The sequence below is a fragment of the Secundilactobacillus similis DSM 23365 = JCM 2765 genome, from assembly GCF_001311075.1.
In the GTDB taxonomy this organism is placed as follows: Bacteria; Bacillota; Bacilli; order Lactobacillales; family Lactobacillaceae; genus Secundilactobacillus; species Secundilactobacillus similis.
In genome coordinates, this window is record NZ_BBAD01000009.1 from 49,814 (window position 1) to 62,637 (window position 12,824).

Here is a 12,824-nt window from a genome sequence, read left to right on the forward strand (position 1 = left end):
AAGCGATGACAAACAGCCAACACCCAAATCGTACCCGACACTTACGCTGGACACAAACGACAACAAAAAACGACAGCAACGTAAAAGTTAGCTGTCGTTTTGGTGTTAAGCCATGATTAACTATGCTTCAGGATCCTTCTTCGAACGCCGCTTCAGTAAATGATGTGATTGACGTGGTTTCTTAGCTGGTAAGGTAATGGTGAGCTTGCCAACTGCGGTGACGATGATTGGGAGGATCAAGTTGAAGATGATGGCGGTGAAGCCAACGATTAAGCCCGCTTGGGTCAGTGGGTTAAATCCGGTGGTGAAGAGAACCAAGCAGAGAACTAAGATCGCAAACAGGTAGTGACGAACGGTTTGCCCAAGGGCAGTGATGCCTGGTAATAACCAGTCAAGCATTGGTTCATCGTTGAACCGGTAGCTTAGCCCAAGTTCGACTAATTGGTAGGTGCCTAAAACAATGACGGGCACGAACGCAACCAGTGGGACTTGCCAGTTAAAGTCGGCGTCACCAGTCATGAAGTGGTTGGTGAGTTGCGCTAATTGGAAACTAGCGCCAAATGACAGGCCGTAAGCCATCAACCAGTAGAGTGGTTGGAGAACGGAACGGCTGATCAAAGCAACCATGAACAACAAAACGCCAACGATGAGGGCGGTTAAGCCAATCGCATTATCCTTGATGGACTGACGAATTGTATCTTGAACAACGGGTTGACCCGTGTAAGCGATGGTTGCGCCAGCTAATGAAGTGCCTTGAAGTTGGGTGTTCACCTCTTGTTGCAAATGTTCAAGGGTTGCGGAAGGGTTCTTAGCAGCCGCTGAATCGGTGAGGTAAACCGTTAACTTGGTGGTCTTGTAGTTTTGGCTGGTGTTTGATAACAGTGATTGTTGGAACTGCATGCTGGTCAGTTGTTCTGGCGTGATGTAGTAAACCTTCGCTGCATCGGAAGCTTGTAGGGCGGTCAAATAACTGTAGATGTCCGTGTAGGATTTGATCAAGCCACCCAGACTCGTGCTGGACTTCTTCAAGCTAGTTTCGATTGCGGATAATTGGGTTGCGTAGCCGGAAACGTTGCTTTGAACGCTGGACGTTTCGGACTGTGACGTGCTGACTTGGTTACCCAAGGCCCGCATGTTTGAGGCAACGGTCTGCAGTTGCGTGTTGATCAGGCTTAACAGCCGTTGGTAACGACGGACTTTAGCGGAAGCCGTGGATTGTTGTGAAACGCTAGCTCGACCTGCAATTTGCGAAACCTGTGACTGAACCGTGCTGGTATCAGAGGATAACTGGTCAGCCCGGCTGACTAACGTATCGATCTTATCAGCTTCTTCGGCTAATTTAACGGCACTTAAGTCACTGCGGTTACTCTTTAATTCAGTTTGGATGGTGCTGAGTTGATCCGTAGCACCCTTTAAACTCATGTTCATGTTGTTGAGTTGATTGTTCACGTAGTACTCGTTGATTGGTTGCCCGTTAGGCTGCGTCAATGAGGTGACGCTGGCAACGCCTGACATGGATTGTAACTTAGTGGTTAAGTTATCCAGTTGCAGTAGGGCACGTTCGTTATCGACCCGATCAGTACTTTGAACGTAAATGGTGACGGGGGTTGCGGTGCCTTCACCAAAGTGGGCGTTAAGCACGCGCATCCCGGTAACGGCTTGGTTATTCGCTGGCACCGTTTTGGCTGCCGAGAAGTTCAAGTTGTTGCGGTATACGAAGCGAATGGCCCAACGATGTACAGCACAGCGATGATCGCAACGAATGGTTGCCAGAGACCGAAACGGCCAAGGCGGTTCCAAAGTTGGTGTTCAGATGCACTGTTATCAACTGCTGGCCAGAAGAAGCGTTCGCCAAGCAGTGAAAGGAAGATCGGTGCGATGGTCAAGCTGCCAAGGGTGGTAATGATCGTGACAACGGCAAGACCGGACATGGCCCGCAACGTTGAGAACTTGAATAACCAGAACCCCGCAAAAATCAGGGTGAGGATGAGACAAATCATCCCGAGGAAGTACCGGTTATCGCGGATACTTGCGGTTGTTGCTTCCCGAGGTGAATCGCCAGCTTCAAGGTGTTGCTTGAAGGCTCTAAATAAGTAGAAGTGACCAAGCGTACCAAGAATCAAGGTCAGCATCAGCATTAATAATGGCATGTACTCGGAGTACGGGAAGTTTGCTCGGGTGACGAGGTTGTTGACTAAGCCCATGGAAACGGCGTACATCATCAACATCGACAGGGTGGAGATCAGTGGGGCAATCAGGGACTTAAAGATGATTCCGATAATCAGCAAGCTTAAAATAAAGCCAACGATGGTGGCGATATTCGTTGCCTGACTGATCTTTTCGTTTGAGGCATCATTGATAATTTCTGGACTCGTGACGTAGGTGTTAAGCCCGTTCGTCTTAACCTGATTCTGGAGTTGTTGGGTTAAGACCCGTAGATCACCTTGGTTGCGATCTAATGCCAGTTGCACGATTTCGGTCGATTGATCTTTAGAATAGAACTGGCTCTTGGCCGTTGGGTTCGTTTCTAACGTCTGAATCGACTTAATCCCGTACAACTTCTCCTTATCAGTTAACCGTTGAACAGTTTTATCGATACTTAACTGTTGAGCGGTGGTCAGTTTACCGCTGGGGTTGTTGAAGACAGCCGTCACGTTGTATGTACCGGAAATGTTGCGTCCCCAGTTGTTTTGAATCGCTCGAGACACCATTGGCTGACTAGTATTCGACAGCTGAGGCTGGCCGTATTCTTGAATCAAACTCGTTGTATTTGGCATCATCACAATTGCGACAAAAATCGCAATTAGCCAAACCAACAATGAAAAGATTCGGTTTTCGTGTAAACTGCGTATCCGCTCTCTCATTGCATAAAATCTCCCTTAAAACGTCACCAAAATTTGGCGCACAGATATATTCCTCTATTTTAACATAGCTTTTTCAATCATAGCGGGTGATTTCACGCTTTTTTCGATTAAATTTGGGCCGGGTATGCCGGTGGCGAATCACATTAGTGTCAATATGCCCCAAAGTTGGGTATAGTTAATGATTGCAGTCGGTCGAAAGTGACCGAACGAGTTATGACTAAGAAAGGATGTTTGACTATGTCATCATCGTACCAAAGTCCCTATGCGGCGTTAAATACCGACCAACGGTTTGCGACCGCGCTGAAGTTAGCAACGCAGTATCACCTAGATGTCAGCGAAGTGATGTTTACGTACCTGAAAGTGGCAGAACCTGAACTACGTCAACATCCAAACGCCGCGGGAATTCCAGATAAGGTTCAGCGACGAATTGATGCTCAATTTGAACAGACATTGAAAGCCTTGCAATCAAAGGAGTCTTAGCTATGTGTACCAGTATTTACCAAATTGCGTTAGATGGCAGTCATGTGCTTGGGCGGACCATGGATTGGCACGCTTTGGGTGCGGCACCGGTGTTTGTGCCAAGAAACCACGTTTGGCGGTCCGTTTTTGACGATCACCAATACCATAACCGCTATGCCATGATCGGTAGTGGCGGGGCGCACGACGATGAAATTGATATTTCGGATGGTGTGAACGAGTATGGGTTAAGTGTGCAGAAACTGACCTTTACGAATGGCGCTTTGTTTGACCAGATTGCCGACCCGAACCGCACTTCGTTAGCCCCGTTTGAATTGCCATTCTATCTGTTAGGCAACTTTAAATCAGTTGCCGAGATTGAAGCGCACCTGCCAGAACTACAGATGATGAGTGGTGAAAACGCCGTGCACCAGTACGGCTATCCAGAATTGCATTTCGTTGCCACGGATCCAACTGGGCGCATTGTGGCCATCGAAACGTCGCACCAACCCTTAAAAATGATTGAAAACCCACTCGGTATTTTGACAAATGCGTTTGATTTTAAACGTCAAATTCGGCAACTCGACAACTACATGACGCTGACCGAAGCCTTTAAAGCGGGGCAGGTGCCGTTAAATACACCCCGGGTCAGTACCGGGAGTTTTTCGGGTAAGAAGGTGCCGTTGGGCTCATATACCCCAGGGTCTCGATTTATCCGGGCGGCCTACTACAAGGAACGCGTTGACCAACCCGCCAACGAGGATGAAGCAGTCGTGAGCGTCTGGCATTTATTGAACAGTGTCAGCGTACCCAAGAGCACTGATTATCAACACACCTACACCGTTTATCGGTCAGCAGTGAGCTTGGAAACGCGGACGTACTACTACGAGCCGTATAACCGGCTGGGCTTGTTGAAGTTGCAGTTGACGGATGAGATGTTAGACTGGACGGAACCGCATTTTTACGGGACTGGCGATCAGTTGCATACGGAAACGTTAGCTTAGGGTGTCCGTAAGAATTTGCTAAGTTGTCACGCCATATTTTGCCTATTATCCTCAAATTCGGTAAACTATGAGGTGAAGTGTCTGATGGTGCAATTAAAGGCACCTAATCTAGAAAACCGAATGATGAGGAGTTAACCAAAGTGGCCAAAAAACGGCGACGAAAAAAGTCGAATCAACAGGGGACGGCAACGCTTATTTTTGTGTTGGTGCTATTAGTGATTGGTGGCGGATTCGGTGGCAAATACTTGATGAACCGAGTATTTGACCATCAGTCAACCCAGCCGACCACCCAGACTGAAACGCTAAGTCCCGAACAAAAACGACAACGTAAATTTATCTATAAAATGGCAAAACCGGCAGTTCAGGTGTACAAGAAAAATCACCAAGTCCTACCAAGTATCGTAGTGGCCCAGGCCATCATTGAATCCAACTGGGGCCAGTCGCAACTGTTCCAACAGGCGGATAATCCGTTTGGCATGAAGGGCAGCTATAATGGCAACACCAAGCTGTTTCCAACCAAGGAGTACGTCAACGGTAAGGAGGTCACGATCAACGCCTACTTCCGGGTGTACCCAAGTCTGGCAGCGGCCATCTTGGACCACGATGCCGTAGTGAGCCAACAATTCTTGCCAAGTGGTACGACAAACTACCGAACGGCGGCGAAGTACCTCCAGACAAACGGTTATGCGACGGATCCGAATTATGCTGATAAGTTGATTAATGTGATTAGTGGGTATAATTTGGCTAGGTTTGATGAGGAATAGAGAGCGAAACAAAACGCTTTGAGACTGGAGCATAAGGCCTCCTCGCATAAATCCCGGGTTTGGGGATTTTTGGCGAGGAGGCCTTATGTGCAAGTCTCAGTTTTGTTTCGCTCGTTTCGGCGCAGGCTAATCAAGGCGGTTACGTCAACAGGCTTCAAAATGTTATCGGTTAGCGCTACCTAAAGCCCAAGTGGCGCCGAAAATAGGTAGTAGCAATGAACGTCGCCAAAAGCATTCAAGAATAGTAAAAGCACCACAGGTTTTGGCCAGTCTTACATAGGTGATCCCTATACGCAACTCTTAGCTTTTCGCAGGCTAACCACCCACATCTCTCATCAGAACTCCATCCCATAAAATTCCCCATTCCTACGCACGCATCACTTGTCATCTCTCCACCAAATCTGTATGATGTAACTAGCTTAGAGACACAAGAGATTGGAGAGATGGTAGAAGATTGTTCGACTTAATCGGGAAACTTTATGGTCCCTTTTTTGATGGTCATAACTGGGCAACAGTCGTCACGTCTGGCAGTGATTGGCTGATTATTTTTTCGCTGGTGTTGATCGAGTGTTTACTCTCAGTAGATAATGCGGTGGTGTTAGCGGCGCAGACGCAAGCGTTGCCCACCAAAGAATTGCGCGAAAAGTCCCTGTTTTACGGGATTTGGGGCGCTTATATTTTCCGCTTTTTAATTATTGGGATTGGGACTTACTTGATTCATTTTTGGGAAATCAAGGTGCTTGGTGCACTGTACCTGCTGTTTTTAACCTTTCAGTATTTCTCAAAACCCGAGTTAAGCACACTCGGAAACTGGTCACTGAGAAGAAACGGGTCATTCCAATCTTTTGGTCGGTGGTGATCCAGATTGAGTTGATGGATATCATCTTCTCAATCGACTCGGTATTGGCGTCATTAGCGGTTTCAGCGAACCCCGTAATCGTTCTGATTGGTGGGATGATTGGGATCCTCGCAATGCGGGGAATCGCGGAGATGATCATGAAACTCATGCGCGTCATTCCAGAACTGGAACCGATGGCCTACGCGTTAATTGCGTTGATTGCCATCAAACTATTTTTGAGTATTCCGATGATCGATATTGAAATTCCGGCGGCGATTTTTGGCCTCATCGTATTGGGCGCCATTATCGTCACGCTGGTGATCCACTACACTAAAAAAGCACGAAAGGGTAAGGCGATAACGAATGGCAACGACGATCACAAAGGATAATTTAGCGACCGAGACCCAGGACGGGCTAGTATTGGTTGATTTTTGGGCTTCTTGGTGTGCGCCTTGTAAAATGATGGATCCGGTCCTTGAACAGTTGGAAGACGACTACGGCGACCGGATCAAATTTGGCAAACTCAACGTTGAAGATAACCAAGACCTCGCAATGAACTACAAGGTCATGAGTATTCCCAGCTTAGTGTTATTCCGGGATGGCAAGGCCGTTGAAAAGGTAACTGGCTTGTATCCAAAGGAAAAGTTAGCGGCGTACCTTGATCGCAAACTTGCTGCTGAATAAGTCAGGAGGCTGTTCAAAATGAAAATTGGGTTTATTGGAACGGGTGTCATGGGTGCCGCAATTGCTCAGCATTTATTAGACGCTGGTCACGAGGTTGCGGTGTATAACCGGACTAAGGCGAAGACGGATCAGCTGGTTGCTAACGGTGCAACTTGGTTGGCAACGCCGGCAGAAGTGGCTAAATTTGCTGAAATCACGTTCTCCATGGTGGGGTATCCTGCTGATGTGGAGGAAATTTATTTCGGTGACAAGGGTATTTTCCGGGAAATAACGGCTGGCAAAATTGTGGTAGATATGACCACGAGTACGCCATCGTTAGCGGAAAAGATTGCCGTTGTCGCTAAGCAACTTGGCGCGACTGCGCTGGACGCCCCAGTTTCTGGCGGTGATATTGGCGCAAAGAACGCCACGTTGACCGTTATGGTCGGTGGTGACCAAGCCAGTTTTGACCGGATAAAGCCATTGTTTGAACTCATGGGAAAACAGATCCACCTCTTCGGCGGGCCGGGGAAGGGTCAGCATACGAAGATGGCGAACCAGATTATGATTGCTGGGACTATGACCGGCTTGACTGAAATGTTGGTTTATGCGAAGGCAGCTGATTTACCATTGACTGACGTGTTGACCACGTTAAGTAGCGGTGGCGCTGATAACTGGAGCATGGATAACTACGTGCCACGCATTCTAAAGGGCGACTATACGCCAGGCTTCTTCGCTAAGCACTTCCTGAAAGATCTCCGGATCGCATTGGATGAAGCTGAGCGGATGGATCTTGATCTACCCGCGACTAAGTTGGCAAAGCAACTTTATCAGACAATGGTGGATGATAAAGGTTTGGGCGACGATGGTACGCAGGGCTTGATTAAACTTTACGAACAGAAATGATTTAATGGCATCGTTACGACTGACTGATAGTTGTGATGGTGCTTTTTTACTGTCGTTTGTGTCCAGCGTAAGCATCTTTAGTTTGTGAAATGATTCTGGGTTTCTATAGTGGAAGGATGCCGCGGGAGGCTCCGGCGCTATGCGAGGCTGGAACGCAGTGGCGGGCCTACGAGCTAGGAACGGAAGAAAACCACTTCCGTGCCGGATCTCTCCGGACCCGCGTATGACTAAGGCACTCGCACCCCGAACCCCACGAGGCACGACTGCCCAAGTCATACCGACACTGCTGAGCCTCGCGCGCCTCCGCCTCCCGCTACATGGTGCGCTGTCAGTAATAAAACTGCTGAATGTCACATTCTTAAGTTGACGAAACTGCGTGACGAAAACGTTAGCTGGTAACTCAATAACTGCAGAAACGATTGTGGTCAATGTTCAGTAACCGCGATGAATCAACGATTGCGTGATGCTGAGCTTCATCGGTTGACCGTCACGTTTATGCTGATTTGATAAGCTAACGTTGCCGTTCAACGCGTCTTGAGATGTTCTACGATAGTACCGATCTGCGCCAATGTCAGATTCCGGTCAGCGGCTAGGTGGATGCTGTGTCGCGATAATTGGTGGTTGTTGACGAACTTTCAACAACCGCCAATTATCGGGGACGAAGTTAAGACTCGCACGGGTTTGGGCGAGGCTTACTTCGAGGACTGAGACCGCTCTTTGGCTCAGGCCGGCCAGCGCAGCTAACCTAGTCGCTGACCGGAATCGACAGTTCACGCAAATCAAACTTCAGAAACTGAACAGAAGAATGCTTACGCTGGACACAAACGACAGCAAAAAAACCACGATCAAATTAACATGATCGTGGCCATTTTAGGTTATTTAGTCAAATCTATTCCTTCAAATCTGAAAAGAACCCGTAAAGCTGTTCCTTAGTCAAACGCTGCTTCTCTTCACCAGCAACGTCGTAAGTGATCCGGCCATCGCCGATTACGATCAACCGGTTACCATAAGTGATGGCATCATCCAAATGGTGGGTGATCATCAAGCAGGTTAACTTTTGGTCGATGATACGTTCGTTAGTGGTCGTCATCAGTTGTTGTGACGTCTTGGGATCCAAGGCGGCGGTGTGTTCGTCCAGTAAGAGGATATCAGGCCGGCGCAACGTTGCCATCAGAAAGCTTAAGGCTTGGCGTTGACCACCGGAAAGGTTGCCGGTAGGGGTGTTTAACCGTTCGTTCAAACCGTTGCCCATCCCCGCCGTAAGTTCCTCGAATTCCGCCATGGATTGCTTGAGGTGACGAGGCATCAAGTGGCGTTTTTCGCCACGTTTAGTTGCTAGCAACAAGTTTTCGGCAACGGTCATCCGTGGGGCCGTCCCCAACTTAGGATCTTGGAAGACCCGGCTTAAGAAGCGTGTGCGCTTTTCTTCGGATTCGTGAACGATGGATTTGCCACGCAGTAAGATATCACCTGAATCGGCGGGGAGGTTACCGGCGATGGTGTTGAACAGGGTGGATTTACCAGCCCCGTTTGACCCTAACACCGTGATGAAGTCACCTTCGTTGATGGTTAAGTTTAAATCCTTCAGTAACGTGATTTCTTCAGGGGTGTTACGGTTCACCTTAGTGACAACGTGTTTGAGTTCTAGAATTGGCTTACTCATCGATTGATACCCCCCGTTTGATGACGTGTTTGAGGTTGAAGACGTTGCGGAAGACTGGCACCATCATGCATAGGGCCAAGACCACTGACGAGAAGAGCTTCAAGTCGTTGGTGTTGAAGCCGAGACGCAAGACGACCAGTAACACGAACCGGTAGAGGATCGAGCCTAAGGTCACAGCAACCAACCGTTGGTTCATGGTTAGTTCGCCAAATGCGACTTCGCCAATGATGATCGATGCCAAGGCGATAACGATGACCCCAATCCCCATGTTAACGTCGGCATAACCGTCGTTTTGGGCAACTAAGGCACCACCGAGGCCGATGACCCCGTTAGAGACCATCAGGCCCATGATCTTCATGTTATCGGTTTTGATCCCGAGTGACCGGGCCATCTTTTCGTTATCACCGGTGGCGATGAACGCTTGACCAAGGTCGGTTTGCAGGAAATAGATCAACACTAACGTCAGTAGCGCAATGACGATCATCCCGAGGACAACACTGTCAAAATACATTGGTAATGACTGGAGGAATGCGCCCTTCAACAAGGTTGGCTTATCCAGCAAGGTTAAGTTTGACCGACCCATGATTCGTAAGTTGATCGAGTAGGCGGCGGTCATGACTAAGATTCCGGCTAACAAAATCGGAATTTTCCCCTTGGTGTACAGTAAACCGGTGGCAAGGCCACACAGCATCCCAACACCAATGGCCATGATGGTGGCCCAAAACGGTTGATGCCATGATTAATGGCAGCCACACAGGTTGCGGCGCCCATTGGGAAAGTCCCTTCAACGGTCATATCGGGGAAATCTAAAATTCTAAAGGTTAAAAACAGGCCCAGACCAAGGGTTGCCCATAACAAGCCTTGCCCGATAGCGGAAACGCCTAATCCAATACTCATTTAATGATTTCTCCCTTCTGTTGGGCTTCCTTCACGAGTGAGGCAGGGAAGGTAATGCCCAGTTTTTTAGCTTCTTGTTGGTTGAGGATCAGGTCCCCGTGTTTGATGTAGTGAATTGGGGTGGTAGCTGGTTTCTTACCATCTAAGATATCAGCGGTCATTTCACCGGTGATCACACCAAGTTTGTATTGATTGATACTGTAAGTGGCCAAACCACCGCTCTTTACCATCGTATCAACGGCTGGGAAAACGGGCACCTTAGCAGCGTTGGCATTTTTAACCAAGGTCTGCATGGCTGAAGCTACCGTGTTATCAGTTGGTACGTAGACGGCGTCAACCCCTGAGACCATTTGTTGCGACACTTGGTCTACGTCGTTGGTGTTTGAAATTGAATAGGCCTTTAACGTGATGTTTTCTTGTGCGCAAAGCGACTTGAACTGCTTGTATTGCGCAACGGCGGAATCATCGCTAGAGGTGTAGAAGATCCCCAGCGTTTTCATGTTTGGCATCACCTTTTTGATCAAGCCAAGTTGCTCCTTTAAAGGTGCTTGGTCGGAAACCCCAGTGATGTTGTGGCCGGGACGCTTGTTGTTTTTAACCAACCCGGCGCCCTTAGGATCAGTAACGGCCCCAAGCACGATCGGAATCTTGGAAGTCGCGTTAGCTAAGGCTTGTGCTGATGGGGTGGCGATCCCGATGACCGCGTCCGCATTTTCATTCACGAACCGGTTACTCATGGTCATTAAGTTACTCTGATCATTTTGAGCGTTTTGAAAATCAATCTTAACGTCCTTGCCTGGCGTGTAGCCCTTTTCCTTCAGGCCGTGCAAGATTCCGTGATGAATTGCATCCAGCGCGGGGTGAGACATTAATTGTAAAATACCAACGGTGGGTTTACCGACCCGAGCCGTTTTGTTGTCGCCGCCTTCTTGAACAAACGCAAATCCAAGAAAGACTAGAATGACGGCAATAAGTGCGTATAGTCGCTTCATAATCATTCGACTCCTTACTATAATAAATAAAATTTAACCAACGAAAAAGGCGACTTCCATGCAGAAGTCGCCTTTGGTCGGAGCGACGAGCATGGTTAGTCATGCTGCGTCACTCGCATTACAAAGTCACCGGCATGGACACGTATTGAACATGAGCTCAAACCGCATCCGAAGTAGCAGTTTGATTACCGGCTTTGCCAAGTATTCAATTGAGTGGTTGACTTAGTCATGCGAATTTCCTCCGTTGTGAATAGCTCAATTATACGCAAGAAGTCCCATTCTCGCAACCGATTTTGTTGAAGCGTTAAATAAGTGCGGTTAAATATGACCGGGTATCATCTAAATTATTAACCAGCAAGCCAGCGAATGGCCGAATTAAACACTCGAATGAAATGGTTAAAGTTGACTACGGGCACGGGGGATTGCGTGTATTTATCATGATAGAAAGGTGATAGAAATAATCTATCACGAACGATGCTATTGGCTAAAGGCGTCTTGGCAACTCGCTTGACCGTTAAGTTAAAATGTGATAGATTAACATACAATTAAAACATTATGAGTCGATGACGAGAAGAGTACCCAAGGTTGAACCATCAAGAGAGCTTTTGGTTGGTGAGAAAAAGCGGTTGACCGCGGGGAAGATGATCTCAGAGAATGGTACGGTCGTAACGGCTAGTACCACGGTGGCAACCGATACCTTGCAACGTATAATTGTACGTAGAGGTTTTAGCGATGACGCTAAAACGAAGATGGGTGGTACCACGGTAAAGCGTCCCTAGTTGTTGAAGAACAACTAGGGATTTTTGTCGACATACAAACGCATAAGGAGGACATGCAGATGACAGTGATTTTGAAAAATGGCTTTTTGAAGCAACAGCAGTCGTTGGCGACCAGTCACAATGGTCAAACAGTTAAGGTTTTGGTTGTTAACTTAATGCCAAATAAATTAGAAACAGAACGTCAATTTGCCGGTTTATTTTCAAAACTCGCTGTTGATGTTGAATTGACCTTTGCGCGGATGGCGACCCACCACAGCAAGCACACCTCAGAGGCCGATTTAAACCGTGATTACGTGACCTTAGCGGACATTGAAGATCAAACCTTTGACGGCATGGTTGTCACTGGGGCGCCAGTCGAGGAAATGACGTTCGAAAGCGTGGACTACTGGTCCGAATTCGAACAGCTCCTGGACTGGCGTGAAACTCACGTGCGTCGTTCAATTTTGGAATGCTGGGCTGCCCAAGCTGGCTTGTACTACGACTTCGGCATCAAGAAACACCCAACGTCAGCCAAACTTTTCGGCGTGTACCGTTGCCAAATCTTGACGGACTCACCACTCACTAAGGGTTTCAAGCAACTCTCAATGCCACAATCGCGGCACGCCACCCTTGGTGAAATCGATGACCCAGACGTCACCGTCCTTGCCAGTGATCCAGAAGCTGGCCCAATCGTCCTAGATGCCGCCAAAACCGCAAGTACTTACGTGAGTGGGCACCCTGAATACGAAACTAACACCTTGTTTAACGAATTTCACCGCGACCGGCTGAAAGGCCTACCAATTCAACTGCCTAAGAACTACTTCTCTGCTGCCATTCCAGCCAACACTTGGCAGCAGGATAGCGTTCAACTTTACAATAACTGGGTTGCTGAGTTGAAGCGGGTTGCTTTAGAAGCTTAATTGAATGATGCATTGTGAGACTGTCTTTTACGGATGGTCTCTTTTTTATTGTCGTTTGTGTCCAGCGTAAGCATCGTTGATGTGAGTTTGTGAAGTGTG

Annotated in this window: 10 protein-coding genes, 2 pseudogenes and 1 other annotated feature; of the genes and pseudogenes, 7 read left to right on the forward strand and 5 right to left on the reverse strand. The window is 48.1% G+C overall.

Annotated features, from left to right (window positions below; genetic code table 11):
* Nucleotides 1–120: 120 nt before the first annotated feature.
* A complete protein-coding gene (locus tag JCM2765_RS03405) occupies nt 121–1,677 on the reverse strand; it encodes an MMPL family transporter (RefSeq protein ID WP_156301657.1) in 1,557 nt (518 codons plus the stop codon).
* Between the two features lie 20 nt (nt 1,678–1,697).
* On the reverse strand, nt 1,698–2,864 hold the full coding sequence (locus JCM2765_RS03410) for an MMPL family transporter (RefSeq protein ID WP_054733754.1): 1,167 nt from the start codon (nt 2,862–2,864) through the stop codon (nt 1,698–1,700).
* Between the two features lie 237 nt (nt 2,865–3,101).
* Between JCM2765_RS03410 and JCM2765_RS03415 the strand changes: the two genes are divergently transcribed.
* From JCM2765_RS03415 to JCM2765_RS03440, 6 genes and pseudogenes are all read left to right on the forward strand, one after another.
* Nucleotides 3,102–3,344, forward strand: coding sequence for a hypothetical protein (locus JCM2765_RS03415; RefSeq protein ID WP_054733757.1), 243 nt, complete (start codon nt 3,102–3,104; stop codon nt 3,342–3,344).
* Nucleotides 3,345–3,346: 2 nt separating this feature from the next.
* Nucleotides 3,347–4,324 (forward strand): linear amide C-N hydrolase, encoded by a 978-nt coding sequence (locus JCM2765_RS03420; RefSeq protein WP_054733760.1) that lies wholly within the window; start codon nt 3,347–3,349, stop codon nt 4,322–4,324.
* 140 nt (nt 4,325–4,464) lie between these two features.
* A complete protein-coding gene (locus JCM2765_RS03425; protein ID WP_054733762.1) occupies nt 4,465–5,088 on the forward strand; it encodes a glycoside hydrolase family 73 protein in 624 nt (207 codons plus the stop codon).
* A 454-nt stretch (nt 5,089–5,542) separates the two neighbouring features.
* Nucleotides 5,543–6,315, forward strand: a pseudogene (locus JCM2765_RS03430) (TerC family protein).
* Nucleotides 6,290–6,610, forward strand: coding sequence for a thioredoxin (trxA, locus tag JCM2765_RS03435; RefSeq protein WP_054733765.1), 321 nt, complete (start codon nt 6,290–6,292; stop codon nt 6,608–6,610). Before JCM2765_RS03430 ends, trxA begins: the two are co-directional and overlap by 26 nt.
* Before the next feature lie 18 nt (nt 6,611–6,628).
* Complete coding sequence (locus JCM2765_RS03440; protein ID WP_054733768.1) at nt 6,629–7,495, forward strand: NAD(P)-dependent oxidoreductase; 867 nt, start codon at nt 6,629–6,631, stop codon at nt 7,493–7,495.
* A gap of 889 nt (nt 7,496–8,384) precedes the next feature.
* Here JCM2765_RS03440 and JCM2765_RS03445 read toward each other — a convergent pair.
* The 3 genes and pseudogenes from JCM2765_RS03445 to trpX form a co-directional block, all read right to left on the reverse strand.
* Entirely contained in the window at nt 8,385–9,158 is a 774-nt protein-coding gene (locus JCM2765_RS03445) for an ABC transporter ATP-binding protein (protein WP_054733771.1), read from the reverse strand.
* A pseudogene (locus JCM2765_RS03450) lies at nt 9,151–10,049 on the reverse strand (ABC transporter permease). The gene JCM2765_RS03445 and the pseudogene JCM2765_RS03450 overlap by 8 nt, the downstream one beginning before the upstream one ends.
* A 2-nt stretch (nt 10,050–10,051) precedes the next feature.
* On the reverse strand, nt 10,052–11,047 hold the full coding sequence (gene trpX / locus JCM2765_RS03455; protein ID WP_054733775.1) for a tryptophan ABC transporter substrate-binding protein: 996 nt from the start codon (nt 11,045–11,047) through the stop codon (nt 10,052–10,054).
* Nucleotides 11,048–11,601: 554 nt separating this feature from the next.
* Nucleotides 11,602–11,827 (forward strand) — a binding site (T-box leader).
* Nucleotides 11,828–11,885: 58 nt separating this feature from the next.
* On the opposite strand from trpX, the gene JCM2765_RS03465 reads away from it, so the two are divergent.
* The gene (locus JCM2765_RS03465; RefSeq protein ID WP_054733780.1) at nt 11,886–12,725 is read left to right on the forward strand and encodes a homoserine O-acetyltransferase/O-succinyltransferase family protein; all 840 of its coding nucleotides are present in this window, start codon (nt 11,886–11,888) and stop codon (nt 12,723–12,725) included.
* The last annotated feature ends 99 nt before the right edge of the window (nt 12,726–12,824 follow it).

Coding starts and splice junctions, on each gene's coding strand:
- JCM2765_RS03410 (WP_054733754.1), bottom strand. CDS start 2,864: ATGAGAGAGCGGATACGCAGTTTACACGAAAACCGAATCTTTTCATTG.
- JCM2765_RS03415 (WP_054733757.1), top strand. CDS start 3,102: ATGTCATCATCGTACCAAAGTCCCTATGCGGCGTTAAATACCGACCAA.
- JCM2765_RS03420 (WP_054733760.1), top strand. CDS start 3,347: ATGTGTACCAGTATTTACCAAATTGCGTTAGATGGCAGTCATGTGCTT.
- trxA (WP_054733765.1), top strand. CDS start 6,290: ATGGCAACGACGATCACAAAGGATAATTTAGCGACCGAGACCCAGGAC.
- JCM2765_RS03440 (WP_054733768.1), top strand. CDS start 6,629: ATGAAAATTGGGTTTATTGGAACGGGTGTCATGGGTGCCGCAATTGCT.
- JCM2765_RS03445 (WP_054733771.1), bottom strand. CDS start 9,158: ATGAGTAAGCCAATTCTAGAACTCAAACACGTTGTCACTAAGGTGAAC.
- trpX (WP_054733775.1), bottom strand. CDS start 11,047: ATGAAGCGACTATACGCACTTATTGCCGTCATTCTAGTCTTTCTTGGA.
- JCM2765_RS03465 (WP_054733780.1), top strand. CDS start 11,886: ATGACAGTGATTTTGAAAAATGGCTTTTTGAAGCAACAGCAGTCGTTG.